We start from the raw sequence: 21610 nt of genomic DNA, 5'->3' as shown, positions 1-21610 counted from the left end.
GTTACACAAACCTTTTAAAGGCTGATTTCACCAAGTCCTACCAAATTCAAGGCACAACTAGGGTGTTAGGTCTTCCTAATTCCGTAAATTTATTGAGTACTGCTAAACGTGCATGAATCTCATTCACTTGGCTTTGAAAGCTCCTAGCGCTGAGCTTATCGCCTAGTAATTTGATGCAGTGCATCTTGGTTTCAACCAAACTTCGCCGATGATAGCCTGACCATTTTTTCCATAGTGTCCTGCCGAAACGTTTAATCGTTCGAAGTAATTCATTTCGCTCTCGCGAATGAACTTTTATATCTTTCCAAGGCTTTGCATTTTTTCTTGGTGGAATCACTACATTTGCTTGTCGATCTGCAATGAGCTGACGGCATTGTTTTGTGTCATATGCTCCATCTGTATAAACGGAATCTATCTGCTCATCCAATGGGATTTGATCAAGTAAATCACCCAGGACTTGCGAATCACTCACATTACTCGTTGTGAGCTGAACAGCTCGTATTTGTAGGGTTCTAGCATCTATACCAATATGCAGTTTACGCCATTGGCGACGATATTCAGGATGATGTTTCTTACGTTTCCATTCGCCTTCACCTACAAACTTCAAACCTGTGGAATCGACAAGTAGATGCAATCCATTGCAATTCTTTTCATAGCTAATTGCAATATCAATATGCTTTTGTCTTCTACACAGCGTGGAATAATCTGGTGCCGTCCAATCTAATCCACAGAGTTTAATGAGGCTTTGAACAAAGCCTGTGGTCATTCGTAAAGTTAAACGAAATAAGACTTTGATCATTAAGCAACACTGGATGGCTGTGTCAGAATAAGTTTGATTTCGACCTTGTTTACCATTTGCTTGCGCATACCACTGAGTCTTGGGATCAAACCAAATGGAGTGGTTTCCTCGATGGATCAAAGCTCGGTTGTAAGAAGACCAATTCGTTGTACGATATATTTTGGAAGCAGGCTTATTCATCTCGGAATTATATTGCTGAATAAGCCTTGAGAGATAGGTTTGTGCAACATAGCCTTAATTATATTTAACCTTATAATTTAAAAACATTAAATAGGGTATTAAAAACACGATGATCATTGATGCTAAAACAACAAATATTAAAAAACACCAAACATAATATTGATTGGTTTTATATAAGTTGATGTGATAATTAACCCCGCGATAATAATTTTTTGATTTTATTTCAAATATTAATGATGAATACTTAAGAGGATAACCAAATCCATGTGCATATTTAATATCAAAGGTTTGATTTATCATATAACCATATTCACAATCATCCTTTAAGATTAAATGACAAGTAGGAATTTTCCCTTTATCACCACCAACCACATCCATTGTTGGCCACCCCCCCTGCACTCCTTGGTCCAACAGGTTTAAACTTTGATCCTCCCCTCATTATTACTTGATCTTGTTTTAATTCAGAAATATAAGCGTCAATATCTAAAAATAAGATTGCCACTTTTTTATTTAAGCCAAATGCCATTGCCATGACCAATACTGTAATTACACCAAGCTTTATATGCCCCCATAAATATCCTCTCTTTTCTGCTCTAAGCTCTTCTATTGGCGTAGTACTAAGTACATGACCCGACCAAAAACCAAAAAATAATGTACTACTAAAAAACCAGATCGTTAGCCACTTCATTCCATCAAAACCTGAGTCCATAAAAACCCATGACAACATCGCAAAGGCGTAAATCACTACAAGAATTAAGGCTAACATATATCGATTCATACTATATCCTGTAACCATGTATTCTGACCGAGACTTAACATTACCTTGAAATAGTTACTTGGCTGATGTACATCAGTATTAAAACCTGTGAATTTTTTAACCATGACTCCTCCCTCTTAATTTATTATTTAACACGTTGTATTTCATATAAAAAAACATAATCTTTAGGTGGGCGCTCCACATATGTAATACATATTTTTTCACCTTCAACTAAATCATTTTGGATATCACATCCCTGATAGTCTTGGTAAGTACACCATGCAAATACAGACTCTAATTCTCCATTATCCGAGCTATAACGAAACAACAGTCTCTTAGATTTCCCACCTCTACCCCCTCCGCCAAAATAGCTATACATTGCAAATACCCCACATTTCCTCTCTACTTGATTGGTTTCATACAAATAGTCTATTTTTTAATTGAAATTAAATTTGCCAAACTTAAATCATTTTCCTTATCTTTTCTACGTTGCATTAACAGACAAACATTTTTCCCTTCCAACAAAACATCTAGATTAAGATCATGATAATTATTTCTGCTACTAAAAACAAAACTCCCATATTTATCTACATTAAAGCTATAACCTCTAGCATTTGAAGCTCTAGATGATGCTAAAGGAAAACTCCCCTCATATACCCCGCATATTTCTTCTGCTTCTAAATATTCTATTTCAGGTTGAATTATTGCCATTTTATAAAAAAAAATAATAGAAGGAATAATAAATAAAACCCCTAATAAATAAATTTTCTTATCAAAAATAGCAACCAAAATTATAGAAACTATAACGCAAGCAAAAAAAACACTTCCCAACCCCATGTAAATATTAGCCAAATTAATTACTCCTCAACTCTCACATATACAATACTACCAATCTTAGCCATTTAATTTTCCCCTTTAAAATATGGACTTAGATATGAACTTGGAATTTTTTTTTCAAATACTTGATAAATTTCACGTTGTGTAAAGAATAAAAACTGAGCTTCTACATAAGTTGCTTGATAGCATTGTCGTCTATCCATATTTTTAATAAAGACATTCCACTGCTCCCTAAATGGAAAGTAAGGTCTCATACGATTTTGACTCTTTTTCCCATCTATATAAAAATAATAAAAATACGCACGGTCACCATATGAACCTTTAGACTTACTACCTGTCTTTGGTCTATAATCATAGAAACAAATATACCCCTGTTTAAATTTATTTTTTTTTACATTTTCATCTATGATATTTGTCATAATAGAATCAAATATCCAACCACCGACGACACTTATCAAAAACCAGATCAACACTCCAGCAATAACATAATGGTTCAGTGGTTTTGAGAATAAATCTTTTATTTCCATCAACTATATCCTTTAAAATAATAATAAATTTATAATTTCGTTCATTTATTCTTTATCTTTAAAATATGGATTTATATATTTACCTCATTCCACAGTACAACGGTGAACCAAGGCAAATATATTAATAATCTTTCTCATTCCTTATCCTTTTTATTGCTGAGTAGATTCTTAGGTCTTATTTTTTCTACTTCATTAAACAAACTAAATGTTTGATTCACATAATTCACCACACCTGAAATTTGATCCATATAGTGCATAAGTTCAGGTGTTTTCTCAGCCTGTAGCAGTTTTATCGTGCGTGATGGATCGTAACCATCAAACTGACAGTAAAATAAAGGTTCACCCCGTTTTAGAATTAAATCCTTTGAAGTGTCATACCATTCAAATGCCCACATTAGTGGTCGTGGCCAAATGTGAATCGGAAAACGTCCACCAAATATTGTGCCTGGTAGCGGATTCTTGCGGTAATGCCCAAAAGCATCCAATTGAGTGATGTACACCACTTCATCTGCAATAAAGCAATATGGAAGTTTCAGTTGTAAGATTGGGACTTGAGGCGTACGCCATTCATTCTCATTGACAATTGTGAGCAGCTCTCGTAATTTATTGGTACGCACGGGTGATTGATCACCTAATACATTGACCAAGGTCGGCTTGCCCTGTGCATCTCGTGCAAAACGCAGATGAAAGTCAAATGGGCAATTCACCACAAAATAACGACTTTCCAACTGCAATACCGCAGGACAACGGCTTGCTGACTTGGCATGTTTGGTCTGTGACTGCGAATGCATCCGATAAGGTGGTTCATACAGAATGGATGCTCTGTCCTCTGTTAAAAACCAACCCACTTGAATTGGTCCTTCCCCAATCAACTTTTCGTTATCTTCAATGGTAAAATGAATATGCATTTTAAATTTTTATTTCAGTTTTTCGTCTACAATATTTTACGCTGACTTGCTTCTTTTTTATACAAATCAGTCTGTATATATTTTTGATTTAGCTAGCAAAATTTCTTTTAAGTGAGCACTCATTCTCTTTAATTATTTTTAAATTTCTAAAAAATAGAATCTACCCATCATCCTAAAAACCTCATGTCTAAAAAAGCCACCCGAAGGTGGCTTTTTAATTTATTCTTTATCTTGCTCGTGTTCAGGCAAATCCTTGACAGCTTCAGCAATCAAACCAAACATATAGTTTCCATATGCATTGGTTTTATCATAATGGAAACGCAATCTTGGCGTGATACGCGTCTTGATACGACGACTCAATTCGTGACGCAAGAACCCAGAAGCCTTATTCAGCACATCTAAAGTTTCTTTATTTGCAGCTTCACTTTGATCATCGCCCAGTTCACGCCCCATGACAGTGACATAAACTTCAGCATATCCCATATCTGCACTGACTTTCACGGCTGAGATGGTCACTAGACCACCCAGACGTGGATCTTTAAGCTCCTGACGGATCAGCTCAGCCAACTCACGTTGTACTGAATCCGCCATGCGCTTTAAGCGTTGGCTACCCGCCATTAAAGACTCCGTTTAATCAGTTGAACATCATATACTTCGATCTTATCTTGTACTTTGATGTCTTTATAACCTTTCACCGCAAGACCACATTCCATACCTGCGCGAACCTCTTCAACCACTTCTTTATAACGACGAAGAGATTCAAGCTCACCTTGGAACACAACCACGTCGTCACGTAATACGCGAATCGGTTTATTACGGTGTAACATACCTTCAAGTACCATACAGCCTGCTGCTGCACCAAACTTACTTGAGTGGAAGACTTCACGTACTTCCGCTACACCTAAGATCGTTTCACGATGTTCAGGTGCAAGCTTACCGCTCATTGCTGCTTTTACATCATCAATCAATTGATAAATGATGCTGTAGTAACGAATATCGATACCGTCTTGATCAGATTTCTGACGCGCAGTGTTGTCCGCACGTACGTTGAAACCAAGTAAGACTGCTTCTGAAGATTCAGCTAGCGTAACATCTGACTCAGTGATTGCACCGACACCAGAACCGATCACACGAACTTTAACTTCATCAGTTGAAAGCTCATCAAGTGCAACATGCAATGCTTCTAAAGTACCGCGTACGTCAGTTTTAAGTACGACATTTACATACGGCACATCTTTTTTGCCCATAGACGCCATGATGTTTTCAAGACGCATCGCACTCGCGCGCTCTAAACGTTTATGACGTTCACGATCAGAACGAGCATCAGCAACTTCACGTGCTTTCTTCTCATCATTCACGACAAGAACTTCATCACCCGCCATTGGCGCTTCAGGTAAACCTAAAATCTCAACTGGAATCGAAGGACCTGCTGACTGAATACGTTTACCGTTTTCATCAACCATTGCACGTACACGACCATAAGATGAGCCAGCAAGAACTAAATCACCGATGTTCAAAGTACCGTTTTGTACAAGAATCGACGTTACCGCACCACGGCCTTTATCAACACGTGCTTCAATAACAACACCTTGAGCCGCACCGTCTGCAGAAGCTTTGAGTTCCATCAATTCAGCTTGGATCAAGATCAGGTCAAGTAACCCATCGATACCGGCACCAGAATGTGCTGAAACTTTCGCGATAGGTACATCACCGCCCCACTCTTCAGGCACGATACCTTTAGTGGTCAGTTCATTCAATACGCGATCTACGTCTGCTGATTCTTTATCCATTTTGTTGATTGCAACAATAATAGGCGTACCAGCAGCACGCGCATGGTCAATTGCTTCCGCAGTTTGTGGCATTACACCATCATCCGCAGCAACAACAAGTACCACGATATCAGTCGCTTTTGCACCACGTGCACGCATAGAAGTAAACGCTGCGTGTCCAGGGGTATCTAAGAAAGTAATAATCCCTTTCTCAGTTTCAACGTGATAAGCACCGATATGCTGAGTAATACCACCCGCTTCTCCCGCTGCCACTTTAGAGCGACGGATACGATCCAGTAATGAAGTTTTACCATGGTCAACGTGACCCATGATCGTAACGACTGGAGGACGAGTTGTTTGCTCACCACGTGCTTCTTCAGCTGCAACCAATAAATTATCTTCTGCTTGAGTATCCGAAACTAGAACAGGATTGTGTCCCATTTCTTCAACTACAAGTACCGCTGTATCTTGTTCAATCGCTTGGTTCTGTGTAACCAACTCACCCATTTTCATGAGGGTTTTGATAACTTCACGAACTTTAACAGCCATTTTTTGAGCAAGATCAGCAACAACGATTTTCTCGCCAATCTCAACATCGTAAACTTGTTTTTTGACAGGTTTTTCGAAACCATGTTTGTTTGCTTGGCTGGTTTTTAAACCACGCTTGTGATGATTCTTGCTGAAACTTTGTTCAGATTGAGCATCACCGCCGCGACCGCCTTTCTTACCAGCACGTGGATTTGCAGTTGCACCACCACGTTTGATTTCACGGTCTTCCTTGTTAAAGGAATCTTCATAAGCCTGACCAACAAGGCCCGCTGCTAAAGGCGAATCATCAATCACACGAACAGTCGTAGTGGTATCATCATTTGAATATTTTGATGCCATTTTACGCATTTGTTCAAGCGTACGTTGCTGAGCTTCTTCAGCCGCCTTACGACGCACTGCTTCTTCAGTTGCTTTTAACTGAGCAGTTTGTGCTTCACGTGCTTTTTTCTGTTCAGCCGTCTCTGATGGTTTTACCACTTGAGGCGCTTTAATCACCTTATCGCTATTGCGTTTTTTCACCACAACAGCCGTTTTTGACGGTGCTTGGGTTGCGCTATCAGAAGTATGCGCTGCACGCATCGCTTCTAAAGTTGCATTGGCTTTTTTCTCTGCAACATCACGTGCATTTTGCACTGCTTCAGTACGTACATTTTGTTCAGCACGTACTTTCACATTCGCTTCTACGCGTGCTTTTGCTTCAGCAGCAAGCAATTCTGGGTTCGGTTTAGCAAAAACTTGTTTCTTACGAACTTCAACATTAATGCTTTTTGCTTTGCCCGAAGTACTTGTAACTTTAGCAGTACTCGTTGTTTTACGTTTCAACGCAATTTTTCCTGTGTTACCACTTTCCTGACCATGAACTTTTTTCAAATGATTGACTAAAGTGTCTTGTTGCTCAGTGGTAATAATATCATCTGCTTTACGCTGTGGTAGACCTGCATCACGAACCTGCTCTAGGAGTTTCTCTACAGGACGTTCTACGCTGAGCGCTAACTCTTGAATCGACTTGTCCGTCATCTATTATCTCCTAGTTAAACCATGATTCACGTGCTTTCATGATGAGTTGACCCGCTTTGTCATGACCTAAACCTTCGATATCAGAGATATCATCAGTCGCTTGGTCTGCCAAATCATCAACAGTAATCACACCACGTGCCGCCAATGCATATGCAATCTCAGTGGTCATACCTTCCATTCCGAGAAGTTCTGCACTTGGCTCTTGAATATTTTCTTGCTGTTTTAACGCATCCGTTAATGCAGCTTCTTTTGCACGACTTTGTAGTAATTCAACTAAGTCTGCATCAAGCTCGATTTCATCAAATGTCTCAGCAGGAACATAAGCAATTTCTTCTAATGAAGTGAAGCCCATTTCTACCAAAGCCATTGCTAAATCTTCTTCAATATCGAGACGTGATACAAACATATCAAGATATTGTTGTGCTTCATTTTGCTGACGAGCACGATACTCTTCTTCCAACATCATGTCGAGTTTATAACCGGTTAATTCCGATGCTAAACGAACATTCTGTCCTTGCGAACCAATCGCACGTGCCAACTGGTCACTGGTCGCAAAAATGATATCTGCACTACGTGCATCTTCATCAAGTACGATACCTGAAACGTCTGCTGGTTCTAATGCACTTGCAATGTATTGCGCTGGATCATCAGACCACACCACAACATCAATACGCTCACCATTTAACTCTTGTTGTACCGCTTGGATACGCGTACCACGCATACCAATACATGCACCTACAGGGTCAATACGATGATCATTAGTTTTCACTGCAATTTTAGCACGTACACCTGGTTGACGCGCTGCGGCTTTAATTTCAATGATTTCTTCAGAAATTTCTGGAATTTCTTTTTTCATTAAAGCCATTAGCATTTCAGGACGAGCACGTGACAACAGCAATTGTGCACCACGACCTTCACGGTTTACGTTATACAAGATTGCATTGATACGTTGCTTAGGACGTAAAATTTCTTTATGGATGGTTTCTTCACGCGCCAAATATGCTTCTGCATTGTCACCAAGATCAATGATAAAGCCATCTTTAGTTTGTTTTTTCACTTCACCATAGATCAGTTCACCAACTTTAGATGCATACGCATCCGCAACCAACGCACGTTCAGCTTCACGAATCTTTTGCACAATCACTTGTTTTGCAATTTGCGCAGCAATACGACCAAACTCGATCGATTCAACTTCAAGCTCGCGGATATCGCCAATTGACCACTTTGTTGCATCCACATCAGAAATCGCATCCTGACATGCTGGCATTTCGTGGTCTTCATCTGCAACCAGCGTCCATTGACGGAAAGTACGGTAATCACCAGTTTTACGATCAATCTCAACACGAAGTTGAGCTTCTTCTGAATTTGTGCCTTCGTAGAATTTTTTCTTCGTCGCGGCAACAAGTGCTTGCTCTAACGCTTCGAAGATCGCTTCACGACTAACACCTTTTTCATTACTAACCGTTTCTGCAACGGTAAGAATTTCGCGGCCCATAAGTCACCTACCGATTTCTTATAAAATTAAGTTAATATTAGTCTTGATAGATTAAATTTGCTTTATCAATATTATTACTATCAACTTCAAGCACCTGACCACCCTCTACTTCAACCTGAATGATTTCATTTTCTAGGTCTACAGAAAGTAATTTTGCTTGAAATTTACGACGGTTTTCGACAGCAGCAATTAATCGTAAAGCGACTTGTTGTCCAATATACCCAGACATTTGTGACAACTGAAAGAATGGGCGATCCCAACCAGGTGAAGAAACTTCTAGAGCATACTCACCCGAAATCGGATCATGGACATCTAGCATTGCGCCCACTTGTTGCGTGACCAGCACACAATCTTGAACACCAATACCACGCCCTTGGTCTGCTTCGCCATCTTCGGTGAGAAGTGGCTCTGCATTGTCATCAGTCGCTTTGTCAATATAAATACGTAATAAAGAACGTTTACCTTGTGGTAGGAATTCAATTCCCCACAGATCTACACCACAAGCAGCCACAGCTGGTGCGATAAGATCAAACAGTGCTTGAGATTTATTTGATAATTTCATTTACTCTCGTCGCTCTCATGCGAGCCAATCAATCTTAACCGTATAGTGAACACGATGATTTGATCTTGCGCCGTATACGGCTCATATCGACACTACACGATAGCTAAACAACCAATAAAAAAGGGCGTAATCGCCCCTATGTTACACAGAAAAGCAAAGCCCACTGTGCAAAAAGGCCCACCTATTGTGAGCCTCTTTTTAGAAACTTGGTAGCGGGAGCTGGATTTGAACCAACGACCTTCGGGTTATGAGCCCGACGAGCTACCAGACTGCTCCATCCCGCATCAACGTGCAAAATTATATACAATTATGAAAAAAAGTCAATCTAAGTTTTTTTCACCATTGCTTGATTAAGTTGCACCTTAATCAAATGGTAGCGGGAGCTGGATTTGAACCAACGACCTTCGGGTTATGAGCCCGACGAGCTACCAGACTGCTCCATCCCGCATCAACAAATTACTGCGTACACCAAACTTACTGGTTATTAAGCTTGGTGCGGAAGGGGGGACTTGAACCCCCACGCCCGAAGGCACTACCACCTCAAGGTAGCGTGTCTACCAATTCCACCACCACCGCAGCTTTGTGGGACGAATTCTAGTACCTAAAACAAAAAAAGGAAAGCATTAATTCAGCTTATTCAGTCGTTTTTGGTGCATTTGGCGAAGTTTCAGCCGATGTCACTGGTACAGACGTTGAGGTTTGAACAGTTTTTAAACTATATGCATCTGTGGTATGTTTTTTTGCAAGTACAGCCAAAGTTAGACTGGTCACAAAAAAGATTGCAGTAAAAACTGCAGTTAAACGTGTCAAGAAGTTACCTGCACCTGACGCGCCAAATACAGTTGCAGCACCACCACCACCAAACGATGCGCCTGCTTCTGCACCTTTACCTTGTTGTACTAAAACCAAAGCAATAATCAAAATTGCTAAAATGATGTGTACAACGAGTATAAAACTATACATTTCTATTCCTCGTTATTTGCTTTGTGCAAATGCTTGTGCAATTTGGTAAAAAGATTGTGCATTGAGAGATGCACCACCCACTAAGGCACCATTGATATCTGGACATGCAGCCAATTCAACTGCATTTTCAGCTTTAACGCTACCACCATATAAGATCGCCATGTTTGCGCCATATGATGTGATTTGCGTTAACCCTTCACGAATTTTTGCATGCATCGCCTGAGCATCTTCTGGCGAAGCTGTTTTACCTGTGCCTATCGCCCAAATTGGCTCATAAGCGATCACGATATTTTGCCATTGTTCAGCTTTGACCACAGCAGCAATATCACAGATTTGCTGTAATACGACTTGATCAGCCAAACCTTGCTCGCGCTGATCAAGACTTTCACCTACACAGTAAATCACAGTTAAGCCTGCATTTAATGCATGATGCAACTTCTCTTTTAAAATTTCGACATGGTCACCGAACAACTCACGGCGCTCAGAATGACCAACCAGCGCAAACTCAATGCCACTGTCTTTCAGTAATTCCGCACTCACCTCTCCCGTGTACGCACCTGTACCCGCTACCCGAGAAAGATCTTGCGCTACAGTATAGACTGTCCTAGCGGCATCTTTTAGCTCAGCCTGAATACTGGTTAAAGCGATTGTGGTCGGTGCCACACCGATATGACATTGTTCGGGAGCAATATTTTCTTGCTCTAATAACTGTTTAAATTCTTGTATTAATTGGAAAGCATTCGCATGCATTGGATTCATTTTCCAATTACCAACAACCCAAGGGGTAATGGTCGAATTCGACATACTTCGCCTGCCTAATGTTAATTTCTCAAAAATGCTGCATATTTTACACGGATTTTTATAAAATTGAGTTTTTTTCTATTGTTTAAATATAAATCAGATTGAAAACAGCATGGGCTCAACAAGAAATTCTTTGCGAACGCTCTGTTCGTTTTGATATTTATTTTAAAATTAAGTTGCTTAGGCGTTACTACTCTTTCTAACACACATTGCATTATCGCTAAAAACGGCTCAAACTTAGATCGAATTAATCGTGTGTCTTTTAGCAACGGAACGAATAAAAGAAAATTAATTTATAAAAAACTCGATTAGTTCAAAGTTTTATCGGTGAACCAAGTCAAAAACGACACTTTCTCTAGTGGTATTTTTGCATAACAAAAGTATAATTTTTAGGATACATATTATAAACATTTATTGTCATAAGGCGGACAGATGTCAGGATTACATACGTCTCCAAAATTTTCGGGGTTTATTCGACGATTGGTCGAAGATGGTCATATGTCTGCATCAGGTATGCAAACAGCAATCGACACAGCAAAAAAAGCACAACAAGATATTGTTGCGCATCTGATTGAACATCATCGTCTTTCTCAACTTACCATTGCTGAAACCATTGCGGTAGAATTCGGTGAGCCAGTCTTTGATTTAGCGGTTTTTGATACGGCTTTGTTGCCACGTGAGCTCGCTGACAGCAAGTTGATTCACAAACATCGGGTTGCGCCTTTGATTCAACGTGGGCAAATCCTCTATGTTGCCACCAGCAATCCAACCAATATTGATGCACTCGATGCAATTCGTTTTAACACCAAACTCAATATCGAACCGATTATTGTTGAACACAGCAAACTCGAAAAACTCATTGAGCAACAATTTGGGGACACGGACAACTTCGATTTTGGGGAAAATGAAGATTTTGATCTTGATGTCGATATACCCACTGAATCAACACAAGATGATGAAGCCCCTCAAGGTGAAGAAGCACCGATTGTAAAATACATCAACAAGTTACTCATTGATGCGATTCGTATGGGGGCATCCGACTTACACTTTGAGCCTTATGAGAAAATGTATCGGGTTCGCTATCGTGTCGATGGCGTATTGCGTCAAATTGCAAATCCGCCGTTGCAACTCGCCACTCGACTTGCTTCACGTTTAAAAGTTATGTCGCAAATGGACATCTCTGAAAAACGGATGCCGCAGGATGGTCGTATTAAGCTCAAGCTATCCAAAACCAAAGCGATTGACTTCCGTGTCAACTCATTACCCACGCTATTTGGTGAAAAATTGGTGCTGCGTATCCTTGATCCATCCAGTGCAATGTTAGGCATTGAGGCACTCGGTTATGAAGAAGAACAAAAAGCATTATTTCTAGAAGCGCTCGACAAGCCTCAAGGCATGCTCTTGATCACAGGTCCAACAGGGTCAGGTAAAACGGTTTCTTTATATACGGGGATTAATATCCTCAACACTGAAGACACCAATATATCCACAGCCGAAGATCCCGTTGAGATCAACTTAGAAGGGATCAATCAGGTTAACGTCAACACCAAGACAGGCTTAACCTTCTCTGCTGCCCTTAAAGCCTTTCTCCGTCAAGATCCTGATATCATCATGGTTGGTGAGATTCGTGACCTAGAAACTGCTGAAATTGCCATTAAAGCAGCACAAACTGGTCATATGGTGATGTCTACACTTCATACCAACAGTGCACCTGAAACCTTAACTCGCTTGCGTAATATGGGAGTCCCCTCCTTCAATATCGCGACTTCGGTCAATCTTGTGATTGCACAGCGATTAGCACGTCGCTTATGTCCACAGTGCAAACAAGCGATAGATATTCCCAAACAAAGTCTTTTAGAGTTAGGCTTCACTGAACAAGATTTAGCAAATCCTGAACTTCAGATATTTCAACCGGTTGGTTGTTCGGAATGTCGTGAAGGCTACAAAGGCCGTGTCGGTATCTATGAAGTGATGAAAGTGACCCCTGAAATTTCTAAAATCATTATGGAAGATGGCAATGCTTTACAAATCGCAGCTGCCTCTGCACAAGCTGGTTTTAACAATTTAAGGCGTTCAGGTTTACAAAAAGTCATGCAAGGGATCACTTCATTACAAGAAGTTAATCGAGTCACAAGTGAATAAAATTAATAAAAAGGATTAATAATCATGGCAGCTAAAAAAGCGCAAATGATGCCTACTTTTGCTTATGAAGGGGTAGATCGTAAAGGGGCAAAAATTAAAGGGGAATTACCTGCACGTAATATGGCTTTAGCAAAAGTCACTTTACGTAAACAGGGTGTCACCATTAAGAATATTCGAGAAAAACGTAAGAACATTCTCGATGGCTTAATGAAAAGACGAGTCACAACACTGGATATCACGGTGTTCACACGCCAGCTCGCAACCATGATGAAAGCTGGTGTACCATTGGTTCAAGGGTTTGAAATTGTTGCTGAAGGCTTAGAAAACCCTGCCATGCGTGAAGTCGTGCTGGGCATAAAGAGCGAGGTGGAAGGGGGTAATACTTTTGCTGGTGCACTGAGAAAATACCCACAATATTTTGACAATTTATTTTGTTCTTTAGTTGAATCTGGCGAGCAGTCTGGTGCGCTAGAAACCATGCTCGATCGTGTTGCAATCTATAAAGAAAAAAGTGAATTACTGAAGCAAAAGATCAAAAAAGCCATGAAATACCCAGCCACAGTGATTGTGGTTGCGGTCATTGTGACGATTATTTTGATGGTCAAAGTTGTGCCTGTTTTCCAAGATCTATTTAGTTCATTTGGTGCTGACTTACCTGCCTTTACCAAAATGGTGGTGAATATGTCGGTATGGATGCAAGAATATTGGTTTATTCTGATTATTGTGATTGGTGCAATTATTGCGTGCTTTCTCGAAGCCAAAAAACGCAGTAAAAAGTTCCGAGATACCTTGGACAAAATGGCACTGAGATTACCTATTTTTGGTGACTTAGTTTATAAAGCCATTATCGCGCGGTATAGTCGCACTCTAGCGACCACATTTGCAGCAGGTGTACCACTGATTGATGCACTTGAATCAACCGCTGGTGCAACCAACAACGTAGTTTACGAAGATGCGGTGATGAAAATCCGTGAAGATGTCGCAACTGGACAACAATTACAGTTTGCCATGCGGGTATCGAATCGTTTTCCTTCAATGGCGATTCAAATGGTTGCGATCGGCGAAGAATCAGGTGCTCTAGACAGTATGCTCGATAAAGTTGCAACCCACTATGAAAATGAAGTCGATAACGCGGTTGATGGTTTAACTGCAATGATGGAACCACTCATTATGGCAATTCTAGGTGTACTGGTCGGTGGACTTGTGATTGCAATGTACCTTCCAATCTTCCAAATGGGTTCTGTGGTCTAATGCAACAATTTTTCTCTTATTTTATCGAAAACCCAACTGCACTCTATCTTGCAGTGGGGTTATTGAGTTTATGTATTGGTAGTTTCCTCAACGTCGTTATTTTCCGAACACCTCGAATGATGGAACAGGAATGGCAGCAAGAATGTCAGATGCTGCTCCACCCAGAACAACCGCTCATCGATCAAAGTAAATTAACACTCAGTCAACCACCCTCGACCTGCCCAAAATGTCACTCTGCGATACGCTGGTATCAAAATATTCCTGTGATCAGTTGGCTCGTACTACGTGGTAAATGTGGTGCTTGTCAAAATCCAATTAGTATCCGCTATCCATTGATTGAACTCCTCACAATGGCGTGTTCACTGATGGTCGTGGCTGTATTTGGTGCAACCATTCAAATGCTGTTTGCATTGATTTTCACATGGGTTTTAATCACACTGACCTTTATTGATTTTGACACACAACTGCTTCCTGACCGTTTTACCCTTCCCCTTGCAGCCTTAGGTTTGGCAATTAACAGTTTTGCAATTTATACCACAGCAAGCTCAGCGATTTGGGGCTATGTAATCGGTTTCCTCTGTCTATGGATTGTTTATTATCTCTTTAAACTCATCACAGGCAAAGAAGGAATGGGCTATGGAGACTTTAAACTACTCGCAGCCTTAGGTGCTTGGATGGGGCCGATGCTACTGCCGTTGATTGTGTTACTGTCTTCGATCGTCGGCGCAATTGTAGGGATTATCCTGCTGAAAATGCGTGGTGAAAATCAGCCCTTTGCATTTGGTCCTTATATTGCGATTGCAGGTTGGATTGCTTTTTTATGGGGTGATCAAATTATGAAAGTTTATCTTGGAGGTTAACATGCGATTTATCTTGGGAATTACAGGTGGCATTGGCAGTGGTAAATCTGCGGCGACCCAATGGTTTGAGTCTCAAGGTATCTGCGTTGTTGATGCTGACATTGTGGCAAGAGAAGTTGTTGAACAAGGTCAACCCGCATTAAAAAGCATTCAAGATGCTTTTGGAGATTGGGTGTTATTGGAAGATGGTAGTCTAAATCGACGTGCTCTGCGTGAGCATATTTTCCAATCACCTGAAGCGCGTCAAACGTTAGAAGGAATTACCCACCCCGCGATTCGCCAGTCGATTATCCAACAACTACAAAACGCTCAAAGCCCTTATGTGATCTTGGTTTCACCACTACTCTTTGAAACCAATCAGCATGAACTTGTTCATCACACCTTACTGATTGATGCAGATGAACAAACACAGTTACAGCGTGCCAGCCAACGCGATGGACAAAATGCAGCAGAGATTAGAAAAATTATTGCAGCACAAATGCCTAGAGCTCAAAAACAACAACTCGCCCATGATGTTGTTCTCAATGATGGTTTATTAGAACATCTGCATAAGCAACTCAAGCCTTTGCATTTAAGCTATTTACAACATGCTGAGCAGTTTTTTTAATCTTTTTTTTGCTGAGCAAGTTGTTTACTTAAACTGTCTTGGCGGAACCACCGCCATGGCTGTAATGCCCCGATTGCCATTCCCACCAAACCACAAGCAACGGCAACACTTAAGGGTTCATTTAACAACGGAACGGCAAGCACAGCCGCGATAAACGGCGCTAAAGTGACAATACTTCCAGTCTTAAATGCACCTAAACGCTGAATTGCAGCGATATAAGTCAAAGTGGCAACAATCACGACCAATACGCCATGAAACAACCCTTGTACCAATAAATGTACAGCTTCGACTTCTTGAAAATGCTTTGGAATAAATAAAAGATAAATCGGCAAATAAATCAATGCAGACCAGATTGCCACACTCGCCATGGCATGCCATGCGGACAGTTTCCACTGTTTCAACAACACAGTGAATAGCCCCCACCAAACAGCACTAAAAAAGAACAACAGATCACCTAGACCAAATGACGAAGCCTGCTCATGCAACATCAAATAGCTCATCACCGCCAAAGCACTCAACATGATGATCAAACTCAACCACGTATGCTTATCAAAGGTCTGCTTAAAAAATACATAAGCAGCGACGGCAGTACATAATGGGATAAAACCATTTAAAAAAATCGCGGCATGCGCTGCAGGTGCATGTAGAAAGGCAGTATAAACGGTAAAACAGTAGGCTAAACCTCCTGTTAATGCCAATATCACTGCACGTGGATGCCATAAAAAAGCCAAATCTTTTTTATAAATCAGGATCGGCATGAGAATCGTAAACGCAATCGCAAAGCGCATTGCAACCAGATCCCAAGCACTGATATGCCAATGCGCATTTAAGCGAGAAAAAATGGTAAAGCCGCCCCAAATACACATGGTAATGAAGACAAATACATAGCCTTGGGTTCGAACCGTCATGTCAAAGCACTTGAATCATCATACCGCAGGCATATGCTTATACATTTCGCTGACGACATGCTTCATACAACGCCATTCCCGTCGCTACACTCACATTCAAGCTTTGTAAATCACCTGACATTGGAATATAAACGGTGTGATCACACTGAGACTGTGTAATTGGTCGCAAGCCTGTATCTTCAGCACCCATCACGATCACAATCGGTCCACTAAAATCACACTGCTGTAGTGGCAAAGCCTTTTCATCTAACATCGTGCCGATAACGCGCGTATGTGTGGTGTCTTTTAAATGCGCCAAAGTACGTGCAAGATTAGTGACTTGAATAAATTTAACCTTTTCAGCGCCCCCTGCTGCAACTTTGCGAGCAGTTGGTGTAAGCCCTGCGGAACGGTCACGAGGCACGATCACCGCTTGAACCCCCATTGCAGCAGCGGTACGAATACAGGCACCAAGGTTATGCGGATCAGTTACTTGATCCAGTGCCAATAACAACGCATTTGGAGTCTGTTGCATCAGTTGATCTAAATCTTGTTCATTTAAGGTCGGATGTGGACGTACAGCCGCGACAACCCCCTGATGAAAAGGCAGACCCGCCAATTTTTCTAAACTGTCTCGACTGGCTTGTTGCACACTAATCCCAAAAGGTTCTGCAAGCTGTAAAATCTTTTGTAGACGTTGGTCATCACGCCCTTTCAGGGTAAACAAGGTCAAGACTCGCTCAGGCTCTAACTCTAATAATGACTCCACAGAGTGAACACCATAATAATATTCAGATTTTGCCATGAACGAACGACCTCTTTAAAAATGCCCGCTTCAAAAAAGGGGATTTAGGTTGTAAAAGTTTCTCTTTGAAGCAGGAACTTTTGGGAGATTTATAAAAAATAAAAATCCTGCAAAGTGACTTTACAGGTGAGGAGCGAATAGCTCCGCAAGGGAGTTTAATAAAAAAATCCTGTAAAATGACTTTACAGGTGAGGAGCGAATAGCTCCGCAAGGGAATTTAATAAAAAATCCTGTAAAATGACTTTACAGGATTCCCTTACAGCATAAGTGTACTCGATTTAAACAGTAATAGGTTAGCCTTCTAGATGGCAAACATAATCGAGCACTTCATCCGCTTCGATATGAAAAACACTGTTGCCAGGCACATAAAAAGACTGTCCAGCACGGAATAACTCACTTTCGGTGCTATCTGCAATTTTTACACGGCATTCACCAGAAATAATTTCCATACGCTCTGGTACATGTGTCTCGAATGCTAAAGGCTGTTCAGTCGGTAAAAGGACACCTAAAGTCTTTTTGGTACCATCTTCAAACTGTACTGTATGGCTAATACATGCCCCACCAAAATACACATTTGACTTTTTAATGACCGTAACATGATCAAACTGCACTGAACTCATGCCTACTCTCCAAATAATGCAGCATTTATATTAGGTTATGATGGACGTAGTTTAATTGTGCCTGCGTCACTAATCAATCCATTTTTATCATGCTTTTTGCAGCAAATTTCGAAGCACCAAAGAACTTTATCACAGGGGGAACTGTCATATCCTAGGCAAATCAACAAAATCATCTATTCAACGCTTGTAGCAACTATAAAACTTCTCTATCTTTAAGCAAAAGATTTTGTGCATTGGATGCGTTTATGCTCACCCATTTAACTTTAATTAATTTTGCACTCGCCGACCACCTCGCTTTAGATATTGAACAAGGTTTTAATGTACTTACTGGTGAAACTGGTGCAGGTAAATCATTATTGTTAGATGCATTATCTGCCTGTTTAGGAGAGCGCACAGACACCCATTATGTCCGCTATGGTGCCGATAAAGCAGATGTGACTGCTGTATTTAGTTATCAGCCCGAAAGTGCCGAAGCACATTGGTTAAAAGAACATGAACTGGATGATGACACTGCTGAAATTCATTTAAGACGCGTGGTTTTTGCGACAGGCCGAAGTAAAGCATGGATTAATGGGCGACCAAGCAGTTTAACTGAACTTAAAGAAATTGGGCGTTTGCTCGTACAACTCTATAGCCAGCATAGCCAACAACAATTACTTGAACCACCCTATCCCAAACATTGGTTAGACCGCTATAGCAACTTTGCAACGCCAGCACAGGCTGTACGTGAGGCTTATGCGACTTGGCAAAAAAACATTCATCAACATCAAGCCGCTTTAGATGCACAAGCAACACGTATTCAAAGAATACAAACGCTTGAATCCCAACTTGAAGAACTCGAAGATATCATTCAGACCGATTATCGTGAAACAGAACAAGAATTTGATCGTCTGAGCCATCATGAACACATCATGCAAGACTGTGGTTTTAGCTTGAATGTGCTAGATGAAGCAGAACAAAATATTACCCAAGAAGTTGCCTCTATCATCCGTCGTTTGGAATCTCACGCAGGACGTAGTGAACAACTCTCCAGTATTTATAATTCATTGTTGAATGCACAAAGTGAAATAGATGATGCAACTGCGAGTTTGCGTCAATTTATTGACCGACAAAGTTTTGATCCTGAGCGGATGGAACAGCTCAATGCAACTTTAGAAATTTTTCATCGCCTTGCTCGTAAGCATCGTAGCCAACCTGAACAACTAAAGCAGGAATACGAAGCTTGGCAACAAGAGCTAGAACAGCTCCATCATCTTGAAGATCCTGAAACCTTAGCGGAACAAGTTGAGATTTCATATCAAGAATTTATGCAAAAAGCACAACATTTAGATGAAATTCGTCGTGCTGCAGCCATTCCATTGGCACAACAACTGATCGAACAAGTCAAACCACTTGCTTTACCTGAAGCCTATTTTGAATTTAAGTTTGAACCATTGATGCCACCAAATGCAGAAGGTTTAAGTTCTATTCAACTGCTATTCACTGCCAATAAAGGTATCCCAGCACAACCCCTAGCACGTGTGGCATCAGGTGGTGAACTTTCACGTATTGCGCTGGTCATGCAAGTCATGAATGCCGAAAAAACTGAAGCTGAAGTGCTGGTATTTGATGAAATTGATGTCGGGATTAGTGGCGGAACTGCTGAAGTGGTTGGTCGCCTCCTCGCTGATTTGGCGCAACACGTACAATTGCTTTGTATTACTCATCAAGCGCAAGTTGCGGCACAATCTGACCAGCATCTCTTGGTGAAAAAGCAACAAACTGATCCTGCCAGTAGCACCATCATTGAACTTGACGAAGCGCAACGAATTTTGGAACTTGCCCGCATGTCTGGAGGGGTCGAAATTAGCGAAACCACCTTACAACACGCGAAACAACTACGTCAGTTGAAATTTCAACCGAGCTAGCGTCTATTGACAAAATATCAGAAAATGATTGGCGAAATCCGATCAACTCTTGTATGTTGATAAAAAGAACCTATATAGATAAATTAGCAGAATATTTTGATGGAGAACCGCCTAGGTGACGAAACAATATTTAACTCATCGTTGTCTAATTGCTCCACCAGACATGGCAGATGACTTCTTTGCAAATACAGTCATATATGTTGCTCGCCATGATGAAGACGGCGCTCAAGGCATTGTGATCAATCGCCCTTCTGATCTACAAATCAAAGAATTACTCAATGATTTAGAGATCGATGCCGACAATGTACAGCCACATGCAGTTTTGCAAGGTGGACCTTTGCGTCCCGAGGCTGGCTTTGTTTTACATACTGGTCAACCCACTTGGCATTCATCCATCGCAGTGGGTGAAAATGTTTGTATCACCACCAGTAAAGATATCTTAGACGCGATTGCACACAATGAAGGTGTTGGTCGTTATCAAATCGCATTGGGTTATGCGAGTTGGAGCAAAAATCAACTTGAGGAAGAAATGGCTCGAGGCGATTGGCTAATTTGTGACTCAGATATGGATTTGATTTTCAACTTACCTTATGACGATCGTTGGGATGCGGCCTACAAAAAAATTGGGGTAGATCGTACATGGTTTGCTTCAGAGATTGGTCATGCCTGATATCCAAACTTCACAATCAATTATGGCATTTGATTTTGGCACCCAAAAAATGGGGATTGCGATTGGTCAATCACGTATTGAAAGTGCCAATCCTCTGCCCTTATTCATCATGAAAGATGGCATTCCAGACTGGAATCAATTACTGAAACTGGTCAAAGAATGGCAACCGAATTTATTTTTAGTGGGTTTGCCACTGAATATGGATGATAGTGAGTCAGAACTTTCTGCACGTGCCCGCAAATTTGCACGACGCTTACGCCATCAAACCAACATTGAAACATGGATGGTCGATGAACGTTTGACTACCCGAGAAGCACGTGAGGAACTTGAGTTTTATCAAGAACGTGGTCGCGCCAGGCGCTTATCCTCAGATAGTTTTGCCGCTGCGTTGCTGATTCAAAGTTGGTATCGCGATCCTGCAGGGATTACACCTTAAAAAAACTATCCCTCAACTTTCTATCACAGAGCAGCATTAGTATTATTCCGCGATAGAAAACAACTTCAAGATAACAACTCTTGAATAAAATAAGATACACGGAAGCGTCATCCACAACCTGCGTGGCATAAACAAGATTTTGTTTCTGCGAAAAAGCATATAAATGAAGAAATAGAACAGGTTTTGTGGATGACAATGCCTTTGCCTACTTTGGGCGAAACCAAAGTAGGGCGAACCGCAGGTTTAACCTAAAATTGGATG

Annotated in this window: 23 protein-coding genes and 3 tRNA genes; 7 read left to right on the top strand and 19 right to left on the bottom strand. The window is 40.9% G+C overall.

From position 1 onward, the window contains the following. Positions 1–46: 46 nt before the first annotated feature. The 16 genes from J2Y37_RS08605 to tpiA form a co-directional block, all read right to left on the bottom strand. On the bottom strand, positions 47–979 hold the full coding sequence (locus tag J2Y37_RS08605) for an IS5 family transposase (protein WP_349032551.1): 933 nt from the start codon (positions 977–979) through the stop codon (positions 47–49). Positions 980–1033: 54 nt separating this feature from the next. Then, positions 1034–1357, bottom strand: a complete 324-nt coding sequence (locus J2Y37_RS08600) for a hypothetical protein (RefSeq protein WP_349032550.1) — start codon at positions 1355–1357, stop codon at positions 1034–1036. Continuing rightward, positions 1338–1745: a hypothetical protein gene (locus tag J2Y37_RS08595; protein WP_349032549.1), complete on the bottom strand. Its 408-nt coding sequence runs from the start codon at positions 1743–1745 to the stop codon at positions 1338–1340. The genes J2Y37_RS08600 and J2Y37_RS08595 overlap by 20 nt, the downstream gene beginning before the upstream one ends. Before the next feature lie 136 nt (positions 1746–1881). Continuing rightward, positions 1882–2115 (bottom strand): hypothetical protein, encoded by a 234-nt coding sequence (locus tag J2Y37_RS08590; RefSeq protein ID WP_349032548.1) that lies wholly within the window; start codon positions 2113–2115, stop codon positions 1882–1884. Positions 2116–2165: 50 nt separating this feature from the next. Next, positions 2166–2588, bottom strand: coding sequence for a hypothetical protein (locus J2Y37_RS08585; RefSeq protein WP_349032547.1), 423 nt, complete (start codon positions 2586–2588; stop codon positions 2166–2168). A gap of 50 nt (positions 2589–2638) precedes the next feature. Continuing rightward, positions 2639–3100: a hypothetical protein gene (locus J2Y37_RS08580; RefSeq protein ID WP_349032546.1), complete on the bottom strand. Its 462-nt coding sequence runs from the start codon at positions 3098–3100 to the stop codon at positions 2639–2641. Between the two features lie 134 nt (positions 3101–3234). Next, on the bottom strand, positions 3235–4008 hold the full coding sequence (locus J2Y37_RS08575) for a hypothetical protein (protein WP_349032545.1): 774 nt from the start codon (positions 4006–4008) through the stop codon (positions 3235–3237). 219 nt (positions 4009–4227) lie between these two features. Next, positions 4228–4626 (bottom strand): ribosome-binding factor A, encoded by a 399-nt coding sequence (locus J2Y37_RS08570; protein WP_004668375.1) that lies wholly within the window; start codon positions 4624–4626, stop codon positions 4228–4230. After that, positions 4626–7343, bottom strand: a complete 2718-nt coding sequence (gene infB / locus J2Y37_RS08565) for a translation initiation factor IF-2 (RefSeq protein ID WP_004668374.1) — start codon at positions 7341–7343, stop codon at positions 4626–4628. Before infB ends, J2Y37_RS08570 begins: the two co-directional genes overlap by 1 nt. A 10-nt stretch (positions 7344–7353) precedes the next feature. Further along, positions 7354–8838 carry a transcription termination factor NusA gene (nusA, locus tag J2Y37_RS08560; protein ID WP_004668373.1) on the bottom strand — a complete coding sequence of 495 codons (1485 nt, stop codon included), beginning with the start codon at positions 8836–8838 and terminating at the stop codon, positions 7354–7356. Between the two features lie 37 nt (positions 8839–8875). Next, complete coding sequence (rimP, locus tag J2Y37_RS08555) at positions 8876–9400, bottom strand: ribosome maturation factor RimP (protein WP_241323882.1); 525 nt, start codon at positions 9398–9400, stop codon at positions 8876–8878. Positions 9401–9607: 207 nt separating this feature from the next. Continuing rightward, a tRNA-Met gene (locus J2Y37_RS08550) sits at positions 9608–9684 on the bottom strand. An 87-nt stretch (positions 9685–9771) separates the two neighbouring features. Continuing rightward, positions 9772–9848, bottom strand: a tRNA-Met gene (locus tag J2Y37_RS08545). 43 nt (positions 9849–9891) lie between these two features. Next, positions 9892–9976 (bottom strand) — tRNA-Leu (locus J2Y37_RS08540). A gap of 57 nt (positions 9977–10033) precedes the next feature. After that, positions 10034–10363 carry a preprotein translocase subunit SecG gene (gene secG / locus J2Y37_RS08535; protein ID WP_349032544.1) on the bottom strand — a complete coding sequence of 110 codons (330 nt, stop codon included), beginning with the start codon at positions 10361–10363 and terminating at the stop codon, positions 10034–10036. A gap of 12 nt (positions 10364–10375) precedes the next feature. After that, entirely contained in the window at positions 10376–11167 is a 792-nt protein-coding gene (tpiA, locus tag J2Y37_RS08530) for a triose-phosphate isomerase (protein ID WP_004668369.1), read from the bottom strand. A 429-nt stretch (positions 11168–11596) separates the two neighbouring features. On the opposite strand from tpiA, the gene pilB reads away from it, so the two are divergent. From pilB to coaE, 4 genes are read left to right on the top strand one after another with little or no spacing between them, the layout of a single operon-like run. Continuing rightward, positions 11597–13306: a type IV-A pilus assembly ATPase PilB gene (gene pilB / locus J2Y37_RS08525; RefSeq protein ID WP_349032543.1), complete on the top strand. Its 1710-nt coding sequence runs from the start codon at positions 11597–11599 to the stop codon at positions 13304–13306. Between the two features lie 21 nt (positions 13307–13327). Next, complete coding sequence (locus J2Y37_RS08520; protein ID WP_349032629.1) at positions 13328–14557, top strand: type II secretion system F family protein; 1230 nt, start codon at positions 13328–13330, stop codon at positions 14555–14557. After that, positions 14557–15417, top strand: a complete 861-nt coding sequence (locus tag J2Y37_RS08515) for an A24 family peptidase (RefSeq protein WP_349032542.1) — start codon at positions 14557–14559, stop codon at positions 15415–15417. The genes J2Y37_RS08520 and J2Y37_RS08515 overlap by 1 nt, the downstream gene beginning before the upstream one ends. Position 15418: 1 nt before the next feature. After that, entirely contained in the window at positions 15419–16024 is a 606-nt protein-coding gene (gene coaE, locus J2Y37_RS08510) for a dephospho-CoA kinase (protein ID WP_349032541.1), read from the top strand. Here the strand turns inward: coaE and J2Y37_RS08505 are convergent. The 3 genes from J2Y37_RS08505 to J2Y37_RS08495 all read right to left on the bottom strand — a co-directional run bounded on the left by J2Y37_RS08505 (position 16021) and on the right by J2Y37_RS08495 (position 18336). Beyond that, positions 16021–16932: a DMT family transporter gene (locus J2Y37_RS08505; protein WP_349032540.1), complete on the bottom strand. Its 912-nt coding sequence runs from the start codon at positions 16930–16932 to the stop codon at positions 16021–16023. The genes coaE and J2Y37_RS08505 overlap by 4 nt on opposite strands. A gap of 37 nt (positions 16933–16969) precedes the next feature. Next, complete coding sequence (gene rlmB, locus J2Y37_RS08500) at positions 16970–17716, bottom strand: 23S rRNA (guanosine(2251)-2'-O)-methyltransferase RlmB (RefSeq protein ID WP_005194769.1); 747 nt, start codon at positions 17714–17716, stop codon at positions 16970–16972. Positions 17717–18009: 293 nt separating this feature from the next. Then, the gene (locus J2Y37_RS08495) at positions 18010–18336 is read right to left on the bottom strand and encodes a pyrimidine/purine nucleoside phosphorylase (protein ID WP_004668356.1); all 327 of its coding nucleotides are present in this window, start codon (positions 18334–18336) and stop codon (positions 18010–18012) included. Between the two features lie 245 nt (positions 18337–18581). Here J2Y37_RS08495 and recN point away from each other — a divergent pair, with 245 nt between their 5' ends. The 3 genes from recN to ruvX all read left to right on the top strand — a co-directional run bounded on the left by recN (position 18582) and on the right by ruvX (position 21349). After that, positions 18582–20243, top strand: a complete 1662-nt coding sequence (gene recN / locus J2Y37_RS08490) for a DNA repair protein RecN (protein ID WP_004668354.1) — start codon at positions 18582–18584, stop codon at positions 20241–20243. Positions 20244–20358: 115 nt separating this feature from the next. Further along, entirely contained in the window at positions 20359–20913 is a 555-nt protein-coding gene (locus tag J2Y37_RS08485) for a YqgE/AlgH family protein (RefSeq protein ID WP_004668352.1), read from the top strand. Further along, positions 20906–21349, top strand: coding sequence for a Holliday junction resolvase RuvX (gene ruvX, locus J2Y37_RS08480; protein ID WP_349032539.1), 444 nt, complete (start codon positions 20906–20908; stop codon positions 21347–21349). Before J2Y37_RS08485 ends, ruvX begins: the two co-directional genes overlap by 8 nt. Positions 21350–21610: the final 261 nt, after the last annotated feature.

The sequence above is a fragment of the Acinetobacter sp. 3657 genome (genome assembly GCF_031456775.1).
Classification (GTDB): domain Bacteria; phylum Pseudomonadota; class Gammaproteobacteria; order Pseudomonadales; family Moraxellaceae; genus Acinetobacter.
Note: the sequence above shows the minus strand (reverse complement) of the source record. Positions and strands in the feature narration are given on the sequence as shown.

Excerpts from the sequence above, each read along its gene's own strand:
- J2Y37_RS08605 (WP_349032551.1), bottom strand. The coding sequence starts at position 979 with ATGAATAAGCCTGCTTCCAAAATATATCGTACAACGAATTGGTCTTCT.
- J2Y37_RS08600 (WP_349032550.1), bottom strand. The coding sequence starts at position 1,357 with ATGGATGTGGTTGGTGGTGATAAAGGGAAAATTCCTACTTGTCATTTA.
- J2Y37_RS08595 (WP_349032549.1), bottom strand. The coding sequence starts at position 1,745 with ATGTTAGCCTTAATTCTTGTAGTGATTTACGCCTTTGCGATGTTGTCA.
- J2Y37_RS08590 (WP_349032548.1), bottom strand. The coding sequence starts at position 2,115 with ATGTATAGCTATTTTGGCGGAGGGGGTAGAGGTGGGAAATCTAAGAGA.
- J2Y37_RS08580 (WP_349032546.1), bottom strand. The coding sequence starts at position 3,100 with ATGGAAATAAAAGATTTATTCTCAAAACCACTGAACCATTATGTTATT.
- J2Y37_RS08575 (WP_349032545.1), bottom strand. The coding sequence starts at position 4,008 with ATGCATATTCATTTTACCATTGAAGATAACGAAAAGTTGATTGGGGAA.
- J2Y37_RS08570 (WP_004668375.1), bottom strand. The coding sequence starts at position 4,626 with ATGGCGGGTAGCCAACGCTTAAAGCGCATGGCGGATTCAGTACAACGT.
- infB (WP_004668374.1), bottom strand. The coding sequence starts at position 7,343 with ATGACGGACAAGTCGATTCAAGAGTTAGCGCTCAGCGTAGAACGTCCT.
- nusA (WP_004668373.1), bottom strand. The coding sequence starts at position 8,838 with ATGGGCCGCGAAATTCTTACCGTTGCAGAAACGGTTAGTAATGAAAAA.
- rimP (WP_241323882.1), bottom strand. The coding sequence starts at position 9,400 with ATGAAATTATCAAATAAATCTCAAGCACTGTTTGATCTTATCGCACCA.
- secG (WP_349032544.1), bottom strand. The coding sequence starts at position 10,363 with ATGTATAGTTTTATACTCGTTGTACACATCATTTTAGCAATTTTGATT.
- tpiA (WP_004668369.1), bottom strand. The coding sequence starts at position 11,167 with ATGTCGAATTCGACCATTACCCCTTGGGTTGTTGGTAATTGGAAAATG.
- pilB (WP_349032543.1), top strand. The coding sequence starts at position 11,597 with ATGTCAGGATTACATACGTCTCCAAAATTTTCGGGGTTTATTCGACGA.
- J2Y37_RS08515 (WP_349032542.1), top strand. The coding sequence starts at position 14,557 with ATGCAACAATTTTTCTCTTATTTTATCGAAAACCCAACTGCACTCTAT.
- coaE (WP_349032541.1), top strand. The coding sequence starts at position 15,419 with ATGCGATTTATCTTGGGAATTACAGGTGGCATTGGCAGTGGTAAATCT.
- J2Y37_RS08505 (WP_349032540.1), bottom strand. The coding sequence starts at position 16,932 with ATGACGGTTCGAACCCAAGGCTATGTATTTGTCTTCATTACCATGTGT.
- rlmB (WP_005194769.1), bottom strand. The coding sequence starts at position 17,716 with ATGGCAAAATCTGAATATTATTATGGTGTTCACTCTGTGGAGTCATTA.
- J2Y37_RS08495 (WP_004668356.1), bottom strand. The coding sequence starts at position 18,336 with ATGAGTTCAGTGCAGTTTGATCATGTTACGGTCATTAAAAAGTCAAAT.
- recN (WP_004668354.1), top strand. The coding sequence starts at position 18,582 with ATGCTCACCCATTTAACTTTAATTAATTTTGCACTCGCCGACCACCTC.
- ruvX (WP_349032539.1), top strand. The coding sequence starts at position 20,906 with ATGCCTGATATCCAAACTTCACAATCAATTATGGCATTTGATTTTGGC.